Source organism: Bacteroidales bacterium (genome assembly GCA_016707785.1).
Lineage (GTDB): Bacteria > Bacteroidota > Bacteroidia > Bacteroidales > UBA4417 > UBA4417.
Map to the genome: position 1 here is coordinate 1 of JADJGZ010000023.1, position 23,609 is coordinate 23,609.

17 protein-coding genes and 2 pseudogenes are annotated in these 23,609 nt (G+C 38.8%); 14 read left to right on the plus strand and 5 right to left on the minus strand.

Annotation, left to right across the window (positions count from 1 at the left end):
* Window positions 1-135: 135 nt before the first annotated feature.
* From IPH84_13205 to IPH84_13215, 3 genes are all read right to left on the minus strand, one after another.
* The gene (locus IPH84_13205; GenBank protein ID MBK7174160.1) at window positions 136-954 is read right to left on the minus strand and encodes a hypothetical protein; all 819 of its coding nucleotides are present in this window, start codon (window positions 952-954) and stop codon (window positions 136-138) included.
* A gap of 186 nt (window positions 955-1,140) precedes the next feature.
* The gene (locus IPH84_13210) at window positions 1,141-1,296 is read right to left on the minus strand and encodes a hypothetical protein (GenBank protein MBK7174161.1); all 156 of its coding nucleotides are present in this window, start codon (window positions 1,294-1,296) and stop codon (window positions 1,141-1,143) included.
* Between the two features lie 27 nt (window positions 1,297-1,323).
* Window positions 1,324-4,188, minus strand: coding sequence for a carboxypeptidase-like regulatory domain-containing protein (locus IPH84_13215; GenBank protein MBK7174162.1), 2,865 nt, complete (start codon window positions 4,186-4,188; stop codon window positions 1,324-1,326).
* Window positions 4,189-4,406: 218 nt separating this feature from the next.
* Between IPH84_13215 and IPH84_13220 the strand changes: the two genes are divergently transcribed.
* Window positions 4,407-4,862, plus strand: a complete 456-nt coding sequence (locus IPH84_13220) for a toxin-antitoxin system YwqK family antitoxin (protein ID MBK7174163.1) — start codon at window positions 4,407-4,409, stop codon at window positions 4,860-4,862.
* A gap of 385 nt (window positions 4,863-5,247) precedes the next feature.
* Here IPH84_13220 and IPH84_13225 read toward each other — a convergent pair whose 3' ends face one another.
* Window positions 5,248-5,607, minus strand: a complete 360-nt coding sequence (locus IPH84_13225; protein MBK7174164.1) for a carboxypeptidase-like regulatory domain-containing protein — start codon at window positions 5,605-5,607, stop codon at window positions 5,248-5,250.
* Window positions 5,608-5,899: 292 nt separating this feature from the next.
* Here IPH84_13225 and IPH84_13230 point away from each other — a divergent pair, with 292 nt between their 5' ends.
* From IPH84_13230 to IPH84_13255, 6 genes and pseudogenes are all read left to right on the plus strand, one after another.
* Window positions 5,900-6,583 carry a response regulator transcription factor gene (locus IPH84_13230; GenBank protein ID MBK7174165.1) on the plus strand — a complete coding sequence of 228 codons (684 nt, stop codon included), beginning with the start codon at window positions 5,900-5,902 and terminating at the stop codon, window positions 6,581-6,583.
* A gap of 23 nt (window positions 6,584-6,606) precedes the next feature.
* Entirely contained in the window at window positions 6,607-8,673 is a 2,067-nt protein-coding gene (locus IPH84_13235) for a glycosyltransferase (GenBank protein MBK7174166.1), read from the plus strand.
* Window positions 8,645-9,298: a glycosyltransferase gene (locus tag IPH84_13240; GenBank protein ID MBK7174167.1), complete on the plus strand. Its 654-nt coding sequence runs from the start codon at window positions 8,645-8,647 to the stop codon at window positions 9,296-9,298. The genes IPH84_13235 and IPH84_13240 overlap by 29 nt, the downstream gene beginning before the upstream one ends.
* Complete coding sequence (locus tag IPH84_13245) at window positions 9,276-9,572, plus strand: hypothetical protein (protein ID MBK7174168.1); 297 nt, start codon at window positions 9,276-9,278, stop codon at window positions 9,570-9,572. The genes IPH84_13240 and IPH84_13245 overlap by 23 nt, the downstream gene beginning before the upstream one ends.
* A 97-nt stretch (window positions 9,573-9,669) precedes the next feature.
* Window positions 9,670-10,068 (plus strand): annotated as a pseudogene (locus tag IPH84_13250) (hypothetical protein).
* A gap of 83 nt (window positions 10,069-10,151) precedes the next feature.
* Window positions 10,152-10,622, plus strand: coding sequence for a hypothetical protein (locus IPH84_13255; protein MBK7174169.1), 471 nt, complete (start codon window positions 10,152-10,154; stop codon window positions 10,620-10,622).
* Window positions 10,623-10,906: 284 nt separating this feature from the next.
* Here the strand turns inward: IPH84_13255 and IPH84_13260 are convergent, their stop codons facing one another.
* Window positions 10,907-11,878 carry a hypothetical protein gene (locus tag IPH84_13260; GenBank protein ID MBK7174170.1) on the minus strand — a complete coding sequence of 324 codons (972 nt, stop codon included), beginning with the start codon at window positions 11,876-11,878 and terminating at the stop codon, window positions 10,907-10,909.
* A 372-nt stretch (window positions 11,879-12,250) separates the two neighbouring features.
* Here IPH84_13260 and IPH84_13265 point away from each other — a divergent pair, with 372 nt between their 5' ends.
* From IPH84_13265 to pstC, 7 genes and pseudogenes are all read left to right on the plus strand, one after another.
* A complete protein-coding gene (locus tag IPH84_13265) occupies window positions 12,251-15,349 on the plus strand; it encodes a dockerin type I repeat-containing protein (protein ID MBK7174171.1) in 3,099 nt (1,032 codons plus the stop codon).
* 29 nt (window positions 15,350-15,378) lie between these two features.
* Complete coding sequence (locus IPH84_13270) at window positions 15,379-17,379, plus strand: T9SS type A sorting domain-containing protein (protein MBK7174172.1); 2,001 nt, start codon at window positions 15,379-15,381, stop codon at window positions 17,377-17,379.
* 51 nt (window positions 17,380-17,430) lie between these two features.
* A complete protein-coding gene (locus IPH84_13275; protein ID MBK7174173.1) occupies window positions 17,431-17,652 on the plus strand; it encodes a hypothetical protein in 222 nt (73 codons plus the stop codon).
* Between the two features lie 97 nt (window positions 17,653-17,749).
* Window positions 17,750-19,753 (plus strand): T9SS type A sorting domain-containing protein, encoded by a 2,004-nt coding sequence (locus tag IPH84_13280; GenBank protein MBK7174174.1) that lies wholly within the window; start codon window positions 17,750-17,752, stop codon window positions 19,751-19,753.
* A gap of 203 nt (window positions 19,754-19,956) precedes the next feature.
* The gene (locus tag IPH84_13285) at window positions 19,957-21,138 is read left to right on the plus strand and encodes a hypothetical protein (protein ID MBK7174175.1); all 1,182 of its coding nucleotides are present in this window, start codon (window positions 19,957-19,959) and stop codon (window positions 21,136-21,138) included.
* 240 nt (window positions 21,139-21,378) lie between these two features.
* A pseudogene (locus IPH84_13290) lies at window positions 21,379-22,202 on the plus strand (phosphate ABC transporter substrate-binding protein).
* 240 nt (window positions 22,203-22,442) lie between these two features.
* Complete coding sequence (gene pstC / locus IPH84_13295; protein MBK7174176.1) at window positions 22,443-23,609, plus strand: phosphate ABC transporter permease subunit PstC; 1,167 nt, start codon at window positions 22,443-22,445, stop codon at window positions 23,607-23,609.

Below are 23,609 nucleotides of genomic sequence, written 5' to 3' on the forward strand. Positions count from 1 at the left end.
ATCCTGGGTAGCATCTGCACCCCAAGAATATAAACTCCTCCAACATTTTTGAGATTATCGCCAAAGGACTGTTCTGCATTGCTTGTAAAATCATAAGAGGGAGGACAGTTACCATCAATTACTCCGGTGAAGCACTCAGGTTTCGATACTGTTTCTATGAATAACCACAATATAATAAGAGCCGGCCAATCCAACGGGCATGGGTATGATAGCTGAACCATCAATAGCTAGCTCAATATCTGTAAATGAATAGGCAGTAATTTCAGGTGAAGCACTTTCATGTAATTCAATGGTAATATGGTCCGCAATACCTGCTCCCCATTCAGGACCTGACAAACCCTGTGCCGGGTTCATTGTGCTACCGCCTGCATATAAACTCTCCAGGAATAACCTGACATTTAGGTTTTTATCAGTAGCTGTTACACTTCCGTTCTGATTAATATTATTAGTAACAGGTTCAAATGTTTCATCGAGGAATTCGGTGAATGTTACATCCAGGTTGCTGCAGCCTCCATTGTAAATGAAGGTAACCTCGTATAAAACGGTGTTGTTGGGTATGCTTAAAGGAAGCAGACTTGTCTCAATCCAGTTCGCTGAGATTAATCCTGTGGTATTATTTCCTGAATAAAACCATTCACTGGAGGGCATTTCTGAATAAAAATTGGTAAAACCGGTGAAGGTTAGTACTGAAGGATCATAAGAGAAACGAATATCAGAAGCTACTATGGGAGTGCCTGAATCGTTTGCTCCGGATAGTAAAACGGGAACATTAAAAGTTGAACCTGGTGTGGAGGTTAATGTAGGGGGGTTAAGGTAATAACTGCTTGAACAAAAGGAGAAACGCTTCCGTTTTGAAGGATGTTTCCTGCAGTTGATTATAGCTGGCATCAAGGAATTCCGCAAAAGAGATGCCCAGATTACTACTTCCTCCCAAATAGGTGAAACTGACTTCATACAAAACAGTATTGTCCGGAACTTCTAATGTGCTAGATTAGGGTTCTATCCAGTTGGCTGAAATAAGCCCTGAAGTATTGTTTCCTGAGTAAAACCACTGGCTGGAGGCATTGCAGAGTAAAAATTACTGAATTCTATAAAGCTTAATACGGAAGGATCAAAAGGTAAACCTGATGTCAGCCGCGCTTATAGAGTGTCTGATACACTTGCTCCTGAGAGTGTTACAGGAACCGTGATAATTGAGCCTGGTGTTGGGGTAAGTGTTGGCAGCGAAACAGTAATCTGGCTGAAAACTGAAATCGCCATTGCCAAAAATAAAAGAGTAAAGAAAGATTTTTTCATGGGAATATGGGTTTTTGGGTTTTTGGGTTAAAGGGAGTAGGAGAGGCCCACTGAGAAACTTCTTCCGGGATAGAATGATTTGACTTTGATTTTGGCATCCTCAGTTAATGTTTCTGAGGTCATCACCTGCTGGGTTAGATATTCTGAATCCAGCAAATCTTTTGCACCTATTTTAATCTGAAGAGATTTACCCACTTTTTTGATGAGTGTAAAGTCCAGATTATGTCTGGGCATTTCATAAGAATTGGGCTTTTCAGGTGTTCCAATCCCTATAATTCTTTTACCGAAAATATTGTAAAGCACACTAAGCGCTAGGTCGCCACTCTCATTCTGATAGTAAATACCTGTATTGATGATGAAAGGTGATTGCCCATACATAGGCCTGTTATTGTCGCGTACAAAGTCCAGATCTGTTTCAACCTTGCAATGAATGAGTGACGCATTAGCAACGAGGGTAAAATTTCTTAATATTTTAAAGAAGTTATTATTGGTTCCCAGGAAGCTGAGGCTCTTTCTGATGTCCAGTTCAAATCCAATGCTTTTTGCCCTGATTGCATTAATGTAACGTAGGTCCCATTCACCGCTTGAAGCTGGTGTCCAGGTGGCTTCAATCGGGTTTTGAAATTCTTTATAAAATCCACCAATGGAGATCATTTCACCCGGACTGGGATACCATTCAAGGCGGGCGTCATAATTATTTATATAACAGGATTTGATCGTATCGTTTCCATAAACCACCACATTTTCCTGGAAATCATAAAAAGCAAATGGCGCCATTTCCCTGAACTCCGGGCGGTTGATGGTTTTGCCATAAGCCAGCCTGAATAAGACCTTCTTGGAGAGGTTGATGGTCATGCTGGCTGATGGAAAGAAATTCAAGGTATCGGAGGTAATATTGGGTGTCAATGAATCATTTTTTGATTGGAATCCGGATAAAACCAGGTGATACTTTTCCGCTCTTACACCGGCATATACATTGATGAAACTGGTAACAGGGATTTTTAATGATATATACCCTGCAACAAGACTGTTGTTGGCTTTATACCTGTACCTGGAGTTATAAACTTCTTTATACATCACTCCGTCAGTAAAATTGAAATTTGATATATTATATACACTATCAATAGGTTGCATGAGTATGGTCTGATTGAATACCCCTGGTTTAGCCCATACAATGCCAAAAGGTCTTATGTAGAAATCACGCTTACGGTTTTCAATGAATGACCCGATTTTAATTTCCAAGGTGAAGTTCCCTATCTCAATTTTATGATTATAGTTGAGATTCAGGTTAACAATATGTTCCTGTACTCTCGAAAATAATCTGGCATTGGCATCAGAATTTGGATTAAATGAATATTCCAACTGATTGGGATAATAGGAAGTATCAGATGTTTTTGTTGAATAATAGGTTATCAGTCTTACATCGGGTTCCACCCGGTTTGCATACGAATACCCTGCATTCCAGGTGAAGGTTGAGACATCATCTCCAAATTTATGCTCACCTCCCAGGTTGCCTGAATATATAGTCTTGCTTACATACCCTAATTGAGTTTTGAAGATTTTGTTGTCATCTCTGTAGTGATCCAGTCCATTTCGGATCGTTGTCGTGGATTTTCCTTTTTGGTTCAGTAGATTCCTGAATTCAATGATGTTTTTACCAAAGGATACTGACCAGTTATGCAGGCCCCCAATTTCAATGGAATGACTGTATTGATCATCAGAATAATTCTTTGAATAGGTCACTCCTTCATTAGTGGTTCCATAGGATTCAACAGAAGAACGTTCAATTCTTTCTGAATCATAGGAAGTTTTATAACTAAGAGCTGTAATATTCCCGACTTTTATTGTTTTAAGATTGAATAGTCGGGAGATATCAACATTGAACCTATTGTCGAATGGAGCTTTTATTTGCGATGTAGAGGATACCGTGCTGAATGATTTAGCAATTTCAAGCATACGGGCTTTCTTGGCTGCTTGCTCCTCTAAAGTGCCGGAGTTGTAGCTCTGGATTTGAATCATCTCTTCTGTGGAAGGGATATTGCCCGGTAATGATCGCATGCCATTGTCAAAGCCCAGCCAATCTGTTTTACTTCCTTTGTATTTTTCAAAATCCTTGAAAGTAGTTCCCTGGTTATAAGTAGCTGAATATCCAAATGATATATTGTTCTTTTCTGGTAAATTCTTTGTGAAAATCTGGATCGCTGCTCCGGCGAAATCAGCTGGTAATTCAGGCGCCGGTGTTTTATACACTAGTATATTATTAATCAAATTGCTGGGTATTACATCAAATGAAAATGCCCTTTGATCAGTTTCAGTAGAAGGGGTGGAAGAATTATTCAACCACACAGAATTATACCGTTCAATTAAACCACGAACCACAACAAATCGGTTATCCATAATGGTGATCCCGGGCACCCTTCTAATAACCTCAGAAGCATCTTTGTCCTGCGATCGCTGTATTTGCTGTGAAGAAATTCCTGAAACAATGAGGTTACTTTGTTTGATTGAACTGATGATAGAAACATCAGTATTCGTTCTTCTTCTTTCAACAACCGTCACACCTCCAAGTACTTGAGTTACCTGCTGCAAAAAATGATCAATCACTACAACCTTGCCATTCTGAACTTTTATACCTCTTATTGTATCTGTCCTGTAAGAGATATAGGAGATCGCTACAGAATAGGCTCCGGCTTTCAGATTCGGAATGGTAAAATTCCCATCGAGGTCAGTGGTTGCACCGGTTTGAGTACCAACTATAATAACATTGGCCCCTGGAATGGTTTCATTAGTTTTGATGTCCTTTACTGTGCCCTGGATAGTGCCTTGAGCAAAAGATAAAGTGAACTGTATGAATAGCAGTTGAATAATCGTAATAATGGTTCTTTTTCCCACAAATTCTTATTTTGCAGCAAAGATATATTCAGCATTTTCCAACTATGTTAGCACTGTATTAAGTGTCTATATTCATATTGTTAACCATTTTGTTGAATCGAATTCTTAATATTAATACAATATCTTCTTAATGAATAGTACTCTGGCAGTGGATACTTTTACCTTAAATCTGTAGACAGACGAATCCTCCAAAAATCAAAATTTAATAAAAAGAGAAGATGAAGAAATTGTTATTCATAATAATGTTGGTTGCAGTCACATTGGGAGTCAAGGCACAAATGCTTGAAAATGTTGAAGGGTATTATTATATGGAAGGGATGTTATATAGTGGTACATATATTGAATATTGGCCCAACAAGAATATCAAACTTAAACAGAATATCCTGAATGGACTTGATGATGGTATTACAGAACAATACTTTGAAAATGGCAAAATTAATGAACAACGGTCTTACCTTGAGGGCCAGAAACATGGGAATTGGTATGTGTATAATGGAGAAGGTGTAAAAGTATCAGAAGCCAATTACAGACATGGTCTTAAGAATGGAATCTGGCATATCTGGAGTGATAAGGGTAAGTTACTTTATGAAATGTACTATAGCAATGGAGAGAAAGTAGGTAAATGGATGATATGGGATGAAGAAGGTAAAATAGTCATGGAGCGCCAATACTAGTGATGAGTTAAATGTGAAAATGAGCCAAAGGCTCCCCTTCGGGGCAAAGGTCAAAATCACTATAATTCAGGATATTATTCAATTCATTTTCGTCATTTTAAACTAAATATAATAGTAGTATTGATTTCCGAATAGAACATTATTGTCATTTATAACGCAACAAATTCATGTTGCGAAGGCATCAAATCTGAAAGCAATGTGATTATATAATCTGCGATGATAATGGGAAGCATTATCATCGCAGATTCAGTATTAATTAGCTTCTATCAGATTAAGAAAATTTTCCAATAAACTTGATATGTTTGAAAGGTATAAGGAACTTGAATGGGACAAAAAAAAGCTGCCTGATTGGCAGCTAAGCATCATGAAATGATGATATGGAAGCTTATTTAGCTGATTTCAATTTAATATCAACAGCTGTATTTTTTCCTTTTTCAATTTTGATGTCATCTAACAGGCTTTTATCATATGAAATCATTGATAAAACTACATCATAAGTGCCTGTTGGCAGGTTATTAAAATTGAAATTGCCATCCAGATCTGTATAAGTTTTAATCGTAGTGTTCATTATAGTTACTTCTACACCGGCAAGCGATTCACCTGACCTGGAATCTAATACTTTTCCACTCAGGGTAGTCTGTGCTGTAGATGGATTATTGGTTGGTTCATTGGTTGCATTACTCATCGAGGTGCTGAGAGCGAGCAAACCACATATAATCATAGAAATAATGCTGAGTTTTCTCATTTTTTTGGATTTTCAACAAAAGTAAGTCCGCAAAACCGGATGCATATTACCGGATTATTAATTAATAATTAATTCACTTTTTAGAATATTTGGGCTTGCTGATAGAAGTTTCTAAACTTTTTGATACCATCAAGGAACGTGTAATCAATCCCCTTATCCTTTGAGGCTAAAAATTAAAATTTTGATTGCAGGGATGAATAATGGTCAAAAAATATTTCTTAATATCTTCTTAACAAATAATTTACAATTGATTAGGATGTTTGTATCCTGTTAAAGTGTAAAAATGGCAAACGTGAATAAATATAGAATACTGCTAGCTGATTTTGATCTGGAAATTATGTTTTTCTATGCAAAACATCTTGAGAATTCTGGTTTTGAAGTAAAAACCTCAAGTAATGGGATAGATGCCTGGAATAAAGCAATGGTTTTTCATCCCGATGTTATCATCCTTGATTTGATGAATACTGAACAACTAGGGCTGAAAGTATGTAAGCAAATTAAAACCAGTATGCTTCTGAAGAATGTAGCAACCATATTACATACTTCGGTAAATGAAGAGAGTTTAAATCATTCGGTATTGAAAGCTTTTGTTGATGAAATCCTGCAGAAACCGGTTATGCCGGAATTGATGGAAAGAGCTATTCATAATGTTGTGAAGACCATAGTCAATGGTCACACTACAAGAAATATTCTGGATTTCGACAACCTTTCCATTGACCTTGAAAGCTATTCGGTTACTAAAGCCGGTATTTCAATTGAATTAGCTAAAAGAGAATTTGATTTATTGCTGTTGTTTGCCAGTAAACCAGGCAAATTATTCACCAGGAAAGAAATCATAGATCATATATGGAATGGTAAGGAAAATGAAGATGACCGGATACTTGATGTTTATATTGCAAAGCTGCGAAGTAAAATAGGGAAGGAGCTTATACACACCAGGAAAGGAGTAGGGTACTCACTCGTTATTACAGCTTAACCAACGATCTAATTGTACTTGCTTTGGACAACCAATTTAATCAAACTTTAGCTTCTGAACTTACTCTGTTTCTGGAATCGGAGCAATTCATTTTTCCTAAGCATGAAGAAGTTCATATTGATCTGCATTGCCATGATTATAACAGTAATATACCTGATGAGTTACTAGGAAGAATATTAAATGTGCCAGAAACCTGGCTTCCAACAGATAAATTAATCCAAAGCCTTGCGAGGAATGGTTCAGACGCATTTACAATTACAAATCATAATAATGCGAGGTCTTGCTTCGAATTGTTGGATAAAGGATTAGATGTTTTGGTTGGAGCGGAGTTTAGTTGTACTGTTCCCGATTTTGATACAGGGATCCATGTTCTTACTTATGGGTTTTCTCCTGACCAGGAATTGAAACTTAATAAACTCAGGAAAAACCTTTATAGTTTTCTCGAATATACCGCTGCAGAAAATATTCCCACAACATGGGCACACCCTTTATATTATTATAAATCCTCAGGAAGTCCACCACTGGTATTTTTTGACAAATTAGCCTTACTATTTGAGCGATTTGAAGTACTGAACGGACAGAGGGATACCTGGCAGAACTTATTGGTCAAACATTGGATTGATACACTTAATGAAGATAAACTTCAAAAACTCTCACAATCGTTTGGCATTAACCCTGAGCAATACTGCAGAAACCCAATAAAAAAGAGCTACTCTGGTGGATCTGATAGCCATATGGGAATTTTTTGTGGTATGACCGGAACAAGGTTATACGTTCCGGGGTTATCTGAAAGAAAGAAATCAGAGCCCTTATCCAGCCTTTGTCTGGAGGCTATAAGGGAAGGAAGGATGGCTCCATATGGAAATCACCATCATAGTGAAAGAATGACAGTTACTTTCCTGGACTATTTTAGCCAGATTGCACTAAATGGAAAAGATCCCGGACTGATGAGATTGATTCTCCATAAAGGCTCGCTGAATCAGAAAATGATTGCTATGCTGGTTTCAAATGGTTTTGCTGAACTTCGGAGACATAAGGTTACCATGAACTTTATCCAGTTATTCCATGAGAGTTTGACGGGCCAGGCTCCGCATTTTACAAAGCGCTGGTTTGTCCCTAAGGTTTACAAACCTGTATTTGATGAAGTAACCGGAATTGCTCATCATTATAATGAACAGAAAACTGAACTGGCCTCTGTTTACCAGGAGTCAATTTCTGCAATCTTCAGCAACCTGATGAAAGTTTTAAGTGACCGGCTTTCAATCAAACTGCAGGTACTTGGCAAAGAACATAAACTTCAGGATATTGACCTGGCCGGATTACTGGAAAAACTTGAATTGCCAAGTGAACTGCGATCATTTCTAAATGATGGTAAAAAAACAACCACGTTTGCCGATTCCTCCATGAAAGTACCGGATATTGCATCTTTCCTTGATGGACTCTCATTTCCTTTCCTGGCTTCTACAGTTATCCTTAGCGCTCATTTTACCAGCTCCCATGTATTATACAAATCAAGGGAACTCATGAACGATTTTTCCGAAGCTCTAGGAAAATTGAAGCATCCCAAACGTATGTTATGGCTTACTGATACCTATGATGATGCAAACGGGGTTTCAACTGTTCTCAAATCCATCCTAAAACATATACAGCTTAACAACCTTCCCATCGATATCCTCGTTTGCAGCAACCACGTTAAATCAGAGGATCACCTGGTAGTAATCAAACCTATTAACGAATTCGTTTTACCTTTCTATAAACAACAACCATTCAGGATACCCAATTTCCTTGAATTGAATACTGTATTCCAAAAAGGAGAATATGATAGGGTAATGTGCTCAACCGAAGGAGTAATGGGACTTGCAGCCTTATACCTGAAATATGCTTATACCATTCCGGCATTTTTTTACATTCACACAGATTGGATTACGTTTGTGAAAAAGGTACTCACTCTCGATAAAGCAAGTAATGATCGTGTAAAAAGAATTATAAGAGCATATTACAAATTATTCGATAAACTATTTGTTTTGAATACTGATCAAAAACTATGGCTTACTGGAAAAGATGGAGTTCAGAGAGTCGTCTGTTTGTAATACGGCACAGTGGGCTGAACCATGCTTCTATAAAAGGGATGTTTCAAAAGCAGAAACGCTGTTATTGGAGCCGGAATCAAAAGTCCTTTTATATGCAGGGAGACTTAGTAAAGAAAAAGGTGTACTCGAGTTACCAGAGATTTTTGAAACACTTAAGCAGGAGTTTCCATTCCTTAAATTGATCATTGTAGGCACAGGGCCTGCTGAAGAAGAATTGAAAGTAAAAATTCCCGATGCAGGATTCTATGGTTGGAAAGATCATGAATCCCTGGCGAAAATATATTCCTGTTCTGACTTGCTACTGCTGCCTTCAAAATTTGATACATTTAGTTGTGTAGTTCTGGAAGCACTGAGTTGTGAATTACCGGTTGTAGCCTATAATACTAAAGGTCCAAAAGATATTTTAACGCATGGAGTGAATGGATTCCTGGTCAGAACTACGCATGGATTTATAAATGCGATTGCTGAATACCTCCGGCAACCTGAAATACACGCCAATCTCAGGAAATCCGCTTTGGAAAGGTCAAAAGATTATAGCTCCACTCAAATCATGGATAAACTTATGATTGATGTCGGATTGATAAAATCAGACAACTCTTATTATGGTATCCCAGCTTTCGAATAAAGATTGGGTTTGGTGGAAACATGGGATTATTTACCATATATATCCTCTGAGTTTCAAGGATTCAGATAACGATGGATTTGGTGATCTTCAAGGTATCATAGACTCCCTGGATTACCTGGTTAATCTGGGTATTGATGCAATCTGGCTTTCACCCATTTTCCAATCTCCTTTTAATGATTTTGGTTATGATATATCTGACTTTTGCTCTATTGATCCAAGATTCGGAACCATGGACGACTTCAGGTGCTGGAAAAGGCGCATAAAGCTGGATTAAAAGTGGTTCTGGACCTTGTTATGAACCACACTTCCGACCAACATCCCTGGTTCATGGAATCTAGCTCTTCCCTGATAACCCTAAAAGCAACTGGTATATCTGGCATACAGGGACTGGGAATTCCAGACCAAATAATTGGAAATCTGCAACGGGAGGTGCCGCATGGACTTTCCATCCACAAAGGAGACAATATTATTACCACTCTTTTTTTAATAACCAACCCGATCTCAACTGGAGAAATAAGGAGTTGAAACAAACATTCTTCGACCAGGTTAGCTTCTGGCTGGATATGGGTGTGGATGGTTTCCGATTAGATGTGATCAACCTTGTTGTTAAAGATAAAAAATTCAGGAATTCCCCTTTCCTGGCGTTATTTAAAGGGAGAAACAGTAAATCCTACACCCGTAATCGCCCCAAATCCTACAAAATTGTTGCTCAACTACGTAAACTAATTAATAATTACGAGAATAGGTTACTTATTGGAGAAATATATACTCCTCCCCCTGGCGATGCATCACTGGTGGCTAGTTACCTGGGAAGTAAAAACAACTGTTACACCTGGCCTTTGATTTCTCTATCATGTTTCGCAGGTGGAGCGCTGTTCAGTACTTTAAATGCATTGACAGATGGATTCAGAATATCCCACAGGATGGTTGGCCATGCTATGTCATGTCAAATCATGATTTATCAAGATACATCAACCGCTTTGGTTTTGGCTGGAACAGGGATAAAAAGGCGAAAATCATCGCTACTCTTTTACTGACCTTAAAAGGTACACCCGTATTATATTACGGGGATGAAATTGGCATGCGAAACACCAGGATTCACCGCAAGAACTTAATGGACCCTCTGGGGAAAAGATACTGGCCTTTTTATAGTGGCAGAGATAAAAGTCGCACTCCTATGCAATGGAATAGCCTTGATTTTGCTGGGTTTAGCGAAGTGAAACCCTGGCTTCCGGTGAATAATGATTATCCTTCACGTAATATTCAGGATCAGTTGGCAGATGATAATTCTTTGCTGAATTTTTATATGAAACTATTAAAATAAGGAAGAATAACAAAGGCCTTCAATTTGGGGAGTGGATTCCTGCTATCAATGGGAATAAAAGTATAATGGCTTACTACAGAAAAACCGAAGAGGAAGTATTTCTTATTACTCTAAATTTTTCCCGGTTTCAGAAAAAAATAGGAATTTCATCTCAAAAAATGCAGGTTTTACACTCTTCCCACCGAAAGCAAGGCATTATTGAGCTAATGGATAAACTTGTTCTTATGCCCTATGAAGCAACAGTGTTCATATCAGTTGGATCTGAGCATATTAATAATGATTAATCATTTTGCATGATGCCATACCGGAATAGCATCTCTTTGGGTATGCTTACATACCGAAATACAATGGGTACTACAACGATGGCTGAAGTAACTATTTTTAAGGATAAAAGGCAGATAAAGAGAAGGAAAAGAAATTGTAATCAGGACTGCTTCAGCAATCAGAAAAGGAATTATTATTTCCATGAAGAGAGTAATCATTCTATAGCCGGGCTGAATTGAAAATGCAATTTTTGAGGTCGCAAGGAACAAAGGAGTTATCCAATAGCCAAAAATCAAAAGCATAAAAATACTGATCAGTAACAGGATCATCTCACCCAGATCATAAGTGCTACTCATGAAAAACCACATTGTAGCATATAATGCTTCTGTCCGTGTGATGATACCAACGATAACAGACCCAAAAAACAGGTTAAACCCATGAACGCAAATCCAGAGTGAAAGCAATCGCGTAAAATGATGTTTTATTGATGAGCCAAGAAAGAGGGATCGGGATGCAAGTGATAATACCAGGCAAATAATGGGCCCCGATAGAAAAATAATTATCAGGGCATACTTTGTGTAAAGAGGGGAGCCTGTTGCTAATGGATACGTGAACTGAAAGGCATTCCAGCCTATAGGAATTGAGAAAAGGCGAGCCACTGAAATAGTAGTCAGTTCGTACACTGAATAGAGAAATATAAAGCTTACAATAGCTGCTAACAGGGAAAAGTAAAGTGATTTTATATAATGATTTCGTAAATCTGAGCTCTTCATTACCGAAATTAATGCCTTCCTAAATGCCTGGTTGCGATTTCTTTTAACTATGATTGCTTCATTCCCGAAATTTCTCATAGGACGCTTGAAATCTGCTGAATTTGCTGACGATTTTTTAGTCCCAAATATCGAAAACACTTTCCTCTTAAGTGTTTGCCATCGTTTTCGCCTGTAGTGTCTTCTGAAATTCCGTCTTAATTCCTTATCAGGATTTTTCATTGCTAAGTTATTTATAGGAAAAGTGGAGTGAGTTAAGAATTGATGGCCCTTTATCAGGCATTCTTTTTATATCATTTATGGACGGAGCTGAAAGATTGCCTTAGAGACAGGCACGCGAAATTACTTCTGATCTATTCCTGCCATGTCAATATCGAATGAACTAATTATTAATTCTTAATTATTAATACAGACACCTCCTTCTTCCGTCAATTATTCTTTCCGGCTTTTTTACAGGCTAGCAGAGAAGTTATTGGAGGATATATTTCTGCGTTTGTAATTGCTTAACAAATCAATAACATATTGTCATTTTCTCGTAATACTCGGAGTATACTTTTGCCACCAAACCAATACCTAAACCCTAATAAAAAAATTATGAAAAAAAATCTTCTTTCTCTTGTGCTCATCGTTTGGGCCTGTGTGTATGGAACCGCCCAGATCACAGATTCTTACTTTGATAAAGTAAACTATGTGGGCGCTTTTGGTAAATCTGACTGGACACAGGGTTGGTCAAACTTCAATCCTAATCAGACAATTTACCCAACACCAACTGTTACCATAGGTAATGGAGCATCAACACCAGGTGTTGCTGCCAACGAAATTACAACGGATACCCGTTGGTCATCAAGTAATTCTCCTTTGGTGGGTAATGCCTCTTTCTCAAATGCAAACCTGTCAAATAGTTTTTTTGAGCAGGTAAATTTTGTTGGGGCTTTCGGTACTTACGACTGGACACAAGGTTGGGCTAACTTTAACCCACAATCAACGGTTTACCCTTCAGCAACCGTTGTTGTTCCAGCCGGACATATTACAACGAATACTACATGGACTAACACAAACACCTATTTATTAAATGGATGGGTGTATGTTGACGCCGGAGCAACTCTTACCATTCAGCCAGGTACAATTATCAGGGGCGATCTCACAAATCAGGGAGCGTTGATTATAGAACGTGGTGGTAAACTAATGGCCGAAGGTACAGCTGCTCAACCTATTGTATTCACTTCCAATTCTGCTGCTGGTGCCAGGAATTATGGCGACTGGGGTGGTGTTATTATATGTGGTCGTGCTACCATAAACCCAGCAGGTGGTGAGGCTCAGATTGAAGGAGGAGTTGGTTCTTACTTTGGAGGAGGTTCAACCCCAAATGATGCCGACAATTCCGGGACACTTAAATATGTACGTATTGAATTCCCGGGTATTGCTTTTTCTGCTAACAATGAAATTAATGGTCTTACAATGGGTGGAGTAGGCAGTGGTACTACTATTGATTATGTTCAGGTTTCCTATAGCGGTGACGACTCTTTTGAATGGTTTGGCGGAACTGTTAACAGCAAACACCTTGTCGCATTCCGTGGTTGGGATGATGAATTTGATACAGATTTTGGTTTCAAGGGATTAATTCAGTTCGCAGTTTCACTCAGAGATCCTGCTGTTGCTGATGTCTCCGGTTCAAATGGTTTCGAGTCCGACAACGATGCTTCAGGTTCAACAAATACCCCAAGTACACACCCTATTTTCTCCAATGTGAGTATTTTCGGCCCATTAGCTACTCCTTCAACACCTTTTAATTCAAACTTTAAAAGGGCTTTACACCTGCGCAGAAATACAACATTATGTGTTTACAACTCTGTTTTCTCCGGTTTCCCGGTTGGTTTATACATTGATGGAAATAATACCCAGGCAAATGCCAACAGCAATCTGTTGCAAATGGAGAATTGCATCATGGCTGGTATGACCACAAATTTTGATGTGCCTTCTGGACAAACATGGAATGCTGCTGCAGCTCAAACATGGTATAACGATCCTTCACGTCATAACCAGGTACTTTCCGGTAATGCTGCTCTTACCCTTGTAGATCCTTTTAACCTTACTGCTCCAAACTTCCTTCCTGCAAAAACCATCTATAAAATCGACGGATGGATTTATGTAAAGAATAATGCCACCTTAACAATTGACCCGGGCACAATTCTCCGTGGCGACAAAACAAACAGAAGTGCCCTTATTATAGAACGTGGTAGTAAACTGAATGCTATCGGAACCGCCACAGAACCTATCATCTTTACCTCCGGAGAGCCTGCTGGTGCTCGTGCCAATGGTGATTGGGGCGGTGTAATCCTTTGCGGAAATGCAACAGTTAACCTAACCGGTGGTCAAGGTACAATCGAAGGTGGTGTTGGGTCATTATATGGAGGTACAAACGATGCTGATAACTCCGGTTCATTAAAATACGTACGAATTGAATATCCAGGTTATGCCTTTGCTGCCAATAATGAGATAAATGGTTTAACGATGGGGGGAGTTGGATCAGGCACCAGTATTGATTATGTTCAGGTTTCCTATTCAAATGATGATTCTTACGAGTGGTTTGGTGGTACTGTAAATGCAAAACATCTTGTGGCTTTTGCCGGACTTGACGACGACTTTGACACTGACAATGGTTTTCGGGGTAAAGTGCAGTTTGCTGTTACACTTAGAGATCCTAACCTTGCAGATATTTCTGGTTCAAATTCCTTTGAGTCTGATAACAATGCTGCCGGTGATGCTTTAACTCCTTTAACCAATCCTACTTTTAGCAATGTAAGCAGTTTTGGTCCTCAACCAACAGTGGGTGCCGCTTGTAACTCAAACTACAAACGTAGTATGCACCTTAGGAGAAATACAAATATCGACATACATAATTCAATTTTCCTCGGATGGCCTGTTGGTCTTTATATTGATGGCAATAACACTATGGCTAATGCCAACGCAAACAATCTGCAAATTGAAAATTCTTTCCTCGCAGGGATGGCCACCAATTTCGCTGTTCCTTCAGGTCAAACCTGGTCAGCAACCGACGAACAGAATTGGTTCCTAAGCACTTCTTCACCTGATCGTAACAACGCAACCTATACAACAGCTGCCGACCTTCAGATTATTGATGGTTTCAACCTTACTTCTCCAAACTTCCTTCCTCTGTCGAGTTCACCAGTATGGGGCGCTTCAGTCTGGTCAAGGACTGTGACAGGTGCTTTAACTTACGATAATACTGCCAGTACTCCACTAAATTCAACAACTGTTTATCTGAAAACACAGGCTGGTACTATACTCGAGACTGCTACCACCGATGCAAGTGGTAACTTCCTTTTCAATACCATTGATGGTGTTTATGTCCTCGATGCAAATACTACTAAATCATGGGGTGGTGTTGGTCTTCCCGACGTTATCCAATTGCGCCGTTTTATCGCAAGTCAGTTAACTCCTACTGCTTTGCAATTTAAAGCAGGTGATGTTAATAAGAGCTCAACAGTAACTGTTGCCGACGTTGTTTATCTCCGTCAGAAAATTGCCTTATTGAATCCTGCACAATGGACCGTTTCAGATTATGTATATGATAATCCTACAGTCACTATATCAGGATCGGGCATTGTTCAGAATATCAAAGCCCTTTGTGGTGGTGATGTAAACAATAGTTATGTTCCTGCTGCTAAATAATCAGACTGAAAACCCTTAAACCCAAAGCAATGAAAAAGATATTTATAACTTGTGCTTTCATGCTTTCAGTCATGATTGCAGCTATAGCCCAGCCTTCAGTTACTGTGGGTACTGTAAATGGTACTACCCAGGGACAGGTAATATCCGTTCCAGTAACTGTAACTGGTTGCGATGCCACCAATGGTGGTACCGGTATAGTTGGTTTGGAGATGCATATCTCCTATACCAGCGCTGTCCAATACTTTGGTTACACAAACCTGTATTCTGGCTTCTCTGTTGGCGATTGCAATTTCAATGGTGTAAGTAATCAGTTTGTTGGGCTCTGGAGCTCACCAACACTTCTTCCTTATAATATTCCTAATGGTACTGTATTGTTCGAAATTCAATTCATGGCAAAACAAGGTGGGACATCTCCCCTTAATTTCATGAATGTTGGAAATCAGACCATACTTATGGATGCTAACTTCGACGTAATTGCAACAGCTACCTGGACAAATGGCTCAGTTGCCCTGCCAGCGCCTGCAGCTATTACCACCTGGAACAGCGCAACTGCTCAATCATGGACTACTGTGGCCAATTGGAGCAATGGTTTGCCTGGACAAGGTTCAAATGCAGTTATTGGAACCGGTACTGTGACCATGGATAATTCAAATATGATTTGCCAAAACCTGACTGTAAATGCTGGTGCAGCCTTAACAATCAATAGTGGTGTAACAGTATCAGTTCCTGGTAATTTTACACTGGACTCAGATGCAAGCAATACCCGCACAGGTTCCTTTATCAACAATGGTACCCTCAATGTTACTGGTCAAAGAAGTGTGAAAAGATGGATTGCCGGTGGTAAGAACCATTTTATCTCAACTCCTCTTCGTCTGGGTACAACAGTAAATACCTTGTATGTTCCTGCCAATTCAGGTTGGGCATACCGTTGGAATGAACCAACAGGAGCCTGGGTTAACCTGGTTTCGTTTACTGAACCTATTCAGGTAGGATATGGTTATGTAGTAAATTATAACCTGAATCAAACCTTGAATTTCGCCATTACTGACAATCCAGGGTTCAATGCAGGAAACAGTTATAATCCAACAACCTCTTATACCTCTGCAAATGGCTGGAATTTGGTAGGAAATCCTTACCTGGCTTCTCTGAACTGGAATGGTACAGGTTGGACTAAAACCAAGATCGATGCTACAGTTTACTATTATAACGGTACAACATACGCATCATGGAATGGAACTACCGGCACAAACGGCGGTACTCAGTATATTCCGGCAATGCAGGGTTTCTTTGTTCATGCCAACGGATCAGGCCCAAACATTGTAATACCTAAAGCTTCACTTGTTCATAATTCACAGACTTACTACAAAGAAAGTATAGCTAACCTTCTAAGGTTGCGTATTGAAGGTAATTCATACACTGATGAAGCTGTAATTATGTTTGACGCTAATTCAACTTCTGAATTTGATACTGAATTCGATGCCTATAAACTAATGAGCATGAATGAAGAAGTGCCTCAGATTTATTCAACCACTTCTGATGACAATCTCTCAATAAATGTTCAACCAGAGATTGTTTACAATATGAATATCCCACTTGGTATTAAAATCGGAGTGGCTGGTACTTATAAGTTAAAAGCTGAAGATATAACCTCATTCGGTGCAGATGTTGCCTTATTTATAGAAGATCTTTCAACAGGCAGTATCATTGATCTGAGATCCACACCTGAATACACTTTCGAAGCAATGACAGGTGATTCCGAAAGATTCAGAATCCGTTTTGAAAAATCAACAGGGTTGGAATCCAATCAGGGAGCAAATTCCAGTGTTTTTGCCAATGGTAAGAATATAATCGTTTCAAACCTTAGCGGTGTTGCTGAAGTATATTCAGTATCAGGCCAGAAAATTACTTCAATGCAATTGTCAGACAATTCATTGAATACTATTGACCTGGGGTATGCTGCAAATGGGGTTTATCTCGTGAAAATCATATCTGGTGAAGATACATTCATCACAAAAGTGCTGGTTAAATAATTTAGTGTTCGACACCTAAGATTTACTACAATGAAAAAAATATCTAGAAATATATTAGTGGCAATAGTACTGGTTGCAGCTGCTCTGATACTTGAGCCTGTGCAAGCACAACCCCCAACACCAAATACCGGAAATAATGGTGGTGTAGCTATGGGTGGTGGACCGGGAAATGCACCCATCGATGGTGGAATTGCTATCCTTATGACTTTGGCTGTTAGCTATGGTTTCAGGAAAGTTAAATTGTTAAACAAGAAAGAAGAGAGTTCTAATTAAACGAAGCTGAACATAGATTGAAAGATGCTTTACCAAACACTTTTTATGTGTTTGGTAAAGCTTTTTGAGTATACAAAAACTAAATATGGAAGATAAAATGAGAAAGACGAGTTTGTTATTGTTTGCCTTGAGTTTGTTCACATTTATTCAGGCGCAGGTTACTGTGAAAATCGGAAATACTATTGAAGCTGATCCCGGTACCATCATTCATGTGCCAATCTCTGTCACAGGCGTTGATGCATCCACTGCTGGTATTCCCATAACTGCAATGGAATTACATATCAGCTATACGAGCAGCTATCTGACCTATGATTCAACCCTGAATTTCAATACCCTTGTACCGGTTGAACAATGGTTTTATGGAATAACTGAAGTGGAATATAGCACCAACTGGATCGAACCAGGCCTGAATCCATTGAGTATACCTGACAATACCATATTGTTCGAAATTTCATTTCTATATTTAGGTGGAACCACAACATTAGAGTTTATACCTGAAAAATGTGAGTTCCTGGACAATGCATACAACAAAATTGAAGGCGTACAATTCATAAATGGGCAGGTTACACCCTCTTCAGGTTCAGGCATCTCCAGATGGAATGGAGTAGGTTCCTGGAATACAGCCGCTAACTGGAGCAACGGAATTCCTGGTGAAGGTACAGTTGCTCTTTTAGAAACAGGCACTCTTATGGTAGAATCGAATGCCGTATGTAAGGCGCTCACTGTCAGTAACAACACTCAATTGAATGTTCTTCCGGGTTTTTCACTCACCATTGACAGTACCTTTAATAATGAGGGCAATTTTCTAATTTCATCCAATGAAACAGGAACAGGCTCATTAATAGTAAACAGGGAAATGATTGGAAGTGGTAGTTTTCAGGCTGACCAATTCATGGATTTTGGAGTAGGACGAAAATATCTGATATCTTCGCCTGTTGAGAGTGTAACCGCCGGGACTCTTGCCGGAGTTGGTACCGAAGAATACCTCGAAAATGGAGGCAACTGGACTCCTTTGAACACAAATACTCAATTAATTACAGGTACAGGATACAGGGCCTCTGGCTCAGGTGAAGTAACCTTGAATTTTTCAGGCGATTTTGCTGTAAATAATAAGGTGATCACTAACCTCGATTTTTCCAATCCTCTGGCAGGAAAAATGAAAGGAATGAACCTGATTGGAAATCCTTTCCCTTCTGCGATAGCCTGGAATCAGGGAGATTGGGTGAAAAATAATTTGGATTACTCAATTTATGCATGGAATGGATATAAATATGTATGCTGGAATGGTCAGATTGGTTCGTTTACTGATGGCGTTATCCCTTCAATGCAAGGATTCTTTGTAAGATGTAACTCACAAAATGCTGCATTGACAATTCCTGCAAATTCAAAGTTACACAGCAACCTTCCTTACCAGAAATCGATCGAAAGTGTCGAGAATCTTTTCACTGTGAAAATAGAAAAACAGTCTGACCCGGATCATTTTGATGAAACTTTCGTGAATATAAACAGTCAGGCCTCCAATAATTTCGATGCGCAATTTGATGCATTCAAATTTTTTGGAGAAGATCAATATCCCCAGGTTTATACGCTTTCATCTGATAACAACGAACTTGCAATCAACACTCAGCCTTCATACCAGTCACTTCCTCTCATCTTTAAGCTGTCAGTACCCGGAACTTATAAAATTTCATTTGGCGGACTTGGCTCTTTTCTTCCCGACCAGGGTTTCACTCTTGAAGATAAAGTGGAGAGTTCATTTATGAATATCCGAACTTCCGATTCCTATATATTTGTTTCAGATGGTATTACAGAACCAGGCCGTTTCGTGATTCACTTCTATGAGGTTGGTATGGAAGAACTTTCAAGTATTCCACTTAGAGTATTTATGGATAAAGATCAATTGCAAATCTATTCTGATGAGGGCCTGCAACAAATTGATCAAATTCGCATATATGATGTAAGTGGTATCCAAAGGCTCAGCAAATCCAATTACCAGGTAAATGAATCGTTAAATGTGGATTTTCTTAATCCCGGGATATACCTCGCCCAAATTGTAATCGGCAATAAAATGAAATCTTACAAACTGCTAAAAACTCAATAGAACTTTTTTACTCCTGATCTTCTCAGGATATGAACGGCCACTTAAACTGGTATCAGCGTATACCCATAGTTTAAGTGGCTTTTCAATTATCAAGCAATTGTTACTATATCCTTAAGGAGTTAACATTATAGTAATACGAAATTAATTAACAGGTAAGATAGGCGACTTTACTTTGCAGTGTCAAACCACTAAAAAACAATAGTATGAATATTTTATGCAGGAAAAGCTTGCTTTTAATTGTAGCAACTACCTTATTTTCATTCTCTTCATTGATCCTTAAAGCCCAGGAAGAAGTTATCGTTCCGGAGGTTGTTGATACATTGAATGGGAAAATTGAGACCGTGAAGTCAGATGTGGAAATGCTGAAACGATTGAAAATTACCGGTTATATCCAGGGACAATGGCAAATTGCTGATACAATCGGTTCTTCTACCGCTTTCTCGGGTGGTGCGATGCCAAAATATAGCGATAATCGCTTTGCGGTTAGAAGAGGAAGAATAAAGTTTTCCTATGAGAATGAATTCTCTACCTATGTATTACAGTTGGATGGAACAGAAAAAGGAGTTGCGATTAAAGATGCATATATTGCTGTTCGCGAACCCTGGGCCCAGTTTGCTACTTTAACTGCAGGCGTTTTCGACCGTCCGTTTGGATATGAAATTACTTATTCCTCCAGTGCCCGCGAAACACCGGAGCGTGCCAGGATATTCCAAACACTTTTCCCGGGTGAACGTGATTTAGGTGCTAAGATCACTTTACAGCCTATGAAAGGAAGCCGATTCGATTTTATCCGCCTGGATGCAGGTTTATTCGTAGGAAATGGAATCAACAGTGAATTTGATAAGAAAAAGGATTTCATCGGCAGATTGGGATTTTCAAAAGCAAACCGCGCCGAAACATTTAAATATGGCATGGGTGTTTCTTATTACAATGGAAGCGTTCTCCAGGGTACTAAATTCATTTATACCCCGGGAACAATGACCGACGGTTCAACATTAGGGTTTTTAGTGGATTCAACCAGTTCCAACAAATTTGAGTTTGCAAAAAGACAATATACCGGGGTTGATCTTCAACTCAGCCTTTTCTCTGTAATAGGGATTTCAACCATCCGTGCTGAATACCTGATGGGCGACCAACCAGGAGGAAAAACCAGCAGTAACAGCATAGCCTCGGGAACCGCTCCTGATTATGATACTTATGTCAGGCAATTCACCGGGGATATGTGTATTTTATTCAATCCATCGGACAGTCAAAACACCAGTTCGTGTTTAAATATGATTGGCTCGATCCCAATACTAAGGTTTCCGGTAATGAAATCAAAAGTAAATCGGATGCAGGGAAATCTACAGGACTTAGCAATGCTGATATCCAATACACCACAATAGGATTAGGTTGGAATTATCGTTTTAATAGCCAGGTGAAATTAATGGCTTATTATGAAATTGTTAAGAACGAAACTACAGGTATCTCTGGCACAAATTCTGTAAATAATTACTCGAAGGACTTGAAAGATAATATTTTTACGCTGAGAGTCCAGTATAAATTCTAGTCAGAGTTAATATAAAATTAACATTGGCTTAAGATTGAAATAATAAAATAGAAGGTAATTTGTAAAAAAAATGACGATGAAAAATTTAATCTTGTTTATGATGGTAGTTGCTTTTGCAACCTCCATTCAAGCTCAAAAGGTGAGTTTTAAGGTAAAAGGCAGTGACACTGTTTTGCCTCTGACACAAAAGAAGCAGAAGTATATATGAAGAAAAACTCCAATGCTTCAATCATGGTAACGGGTGGTGGCTCGGGAGTTGGTATCTCAGCTTTACTAAGCGGAACTACTGATATAGCACAATCATCAAGAAGCTTAAAACTTGATGAGAAAATGAAACTGAATGATGCCGGTAAAGCCTTCAAGGAAACCATTATTGCTTATGATGCTCTGGCAGCTATCGTTCATCCTTCAAATAAGGTTGCGAAACTAACACGCGAGCAATTGGAGGGGATTTTTACTGGCAAAATTACAAACTGGAAGCAAGTAGGAGGGGATGACCTCAAGATTGTTGTGTATTCAAGGGAAACTAGTTCTGGTACCTATGAATTTTTCAAAGAACATGTCCTGAATAAGAAAAACTATGCATCATCTGCCTTGTTAATGCCTGCCACCGGTGCAATTGTGCAGAGTGTAAGCCAGACTAAAGGAGCCATTGGTTATGTGGGATTAGCTTACCTTGAAAAAAGTGTAAAAGCAATCGATGTTTCCTATGATAAAGGCAAAACTTTTGTAAAACCAAGTGTTGAAAATGCTAAGAGTAAAAAGTATCCTATTACCCGTCCTCTTTACTATTATTACCTGGTAAAAACTGAAAAGACTATTCTGCCTTTCCTGAATTTCATACTTTCTGCAGAAGGACAAAAAATAGTGTTGGATGAAGGCTATGTGCCGGTTAAATAATATGTGTGATAAAAATAGCTTATAAATTGAGGTTTGAAAGGAAGGAATTACTAATTGTATACTCCTTCCTTTTTTATTCTTATCAAAATGTGGCAATTAGTTAGAAAGAATAAAACCAGATTTTTTTTGTATTAGTTCATATACAAAACTGAAAAGGAGTAAATTTATTTGTTAAGGTTGAATAGAATGAACGAGAAGGATGCAGAATGAAAAAAATTTAGGAAAGTATTTGAACATTTTATTGAAGGAGTGCTTTTTTCCAGCAGCACCATTACTTCATTAACAGTCATCCTGATCATTGTTTTCCTCTTCAGGGAAGGGATTGGGATCTTTCAGGCATCACCCCTCGAGACTAATTTTGTAATTGAAGTTAGTGAAGTAAATCCTATCAAGGAACTAAATGCCACCCAGGTAAAATTAATCTTTAACCAGGATATCACTAACTGGAAGGATGTTGGTGGAAACAATGACAGTATTATCCTCTTTACTACATCTGACATCACTACATATTATTCAGAAGAAGAACTTGGTGCCAATCTTGAATTTCTTCCAATGAAGTTTGACGATTTTATCAGGAAAAACCCTGGTGCAATCATGTACATCTCCGAAAAAAATCTTCCTGAGAATTTTGGAGGGCATACAATAAAAGTAAAAGATATATCACTCAGGGATTTCATATTCGGACAACAATGGTATCCAACTTCTGAACCTATCCCTAGTTATGGGATTTGGCCTATGATCGTGGGTACTCTTATGGTTACTCTTGGAGCATTATTGTTTGCCATACCATTAGGTATTGCAACTGCTTTATATATGGCAGAAGTAGCCAGTATGAAGGTCAGGAATTTATTGAAACCTGTGGTTGAACTATTGGCTGGAATTCCTTCTGTTGTTTTTGGCTTTTTCGGTTTAATCATTATTGTTCCACTGGTTCAGCAAATTTTCAAACTTGAAGTGGGAGAAACAGTGCTGGCAGGAAGTATTGTTCTGGGTATCATGGCTTTGCCAACTATCATCACAATTACCGAAGATTCAATACGTACAACTCCCCAATCACTAAAGGAAGCAAGTCTTGCCTTAGGTGCTACCCGTTGGCAAACATTGGTCAGGGTGGTAATCCCTTATGCAAAATCCGGAATTTCAACAGCCATCATTCTTGGAATTGGCAGAGCCATCGGTGAGACCATGGCAGTACTCATGGTAACAGGTAATGCATCCAATATTCCTCACTCTTTCCTCGTCCCAGCAAGAACAATACCTGCTACCATTGCTGCCGAACTAGGTGAAGCACCATACGGGGGCCTACATTTTAAAGCCCTTTTTGCTCTTGGGATCGTACTGTTCATCTTTACCATTATCATCAATTTCACTGTTGAGTTTATTAAAAACAGTAACAGAAAAAGATAG

Coding starts and splice junctions, on each gene's coding strand:
- IPH84_13225 (MBK7174164.1), bottom strand. CDS start 5,607: ATGAGAAAACTCAGCATTATTTCTATGATTATATGTGGTTTGCTCGCT.
- IPH84_13280 (MBK7174174.1), top strand. CDS start 17,750: ATGAGAAAGACGAGTTTGTTATTGTTTGCCTTGAGTTTGTTCACATTT.
- IPH84_13265 (MBK7174171.1), top strand. CDS start 12,251: ATGAAAAAAAATCTTCTTTCTCTTGTGCTCATCGTTTGGGCCTGTGTG.
- IPH84_13240 (MBK7174167.1), top strand. CDS start 8,645: ATGGAGTTCAGAGAGTCGTCTGTTTGTAATACGGCACAGTGGGCTGAA.
- IPH84_13255 (MBK7174169.1), top strand. CDS start 10,152: ATGTTTCGCAGGTGGAGCGCTGTTCAGTACTTTAAATGCATTGACAGA.
- IPH84_13270 (MBK7174172.1), top strand. CDS start 15,379: ATGAAAAAGATATTTATAACTTGTGCTTTCATGCTTTCAGTCATGATT.
- IPH84_13210 (MBK7174161.1), bottom strand. CDS start 1,296: ATGAAAAAATCTTTCTTTACTCTTTTATTTTTGGCAATGGCGATTTCA.
- IPH84_13205 (MBK7174160.1), bottom strand. CDS start 954: ATGAAGTCAGTTTCACCTATTTGGGAGGAAGTAGTAATCTGGGCATCT.
- IPH84_13220 (MBK7174163.1), top strand. CDS start 4,407: ATGAAGAAATTGTTATTCATAATAATGTTGGTTGCAGTCACATTGGGA.
- IPH84_13260 (MBK7174170.1), bottom strand. CDS start 11,878: ATGAAAAATCCTGATAAGGAATTAAGACGGAATTTCAGAAGACACTAC.
- IPH84_13245 (MBK7174168.1), top strand. CDS start 9,276: ATGGTATCCCAGCTTTCGAATAAAGATTGGGTTTGGTGGAAACATGGG.
- IPH84_13285 (MBK7174175.1), top strand. CDS start 19,957: ATGAATATTTTATGCAGGAAAAGCTTGCTTTTAATTGTAGCAACTACC.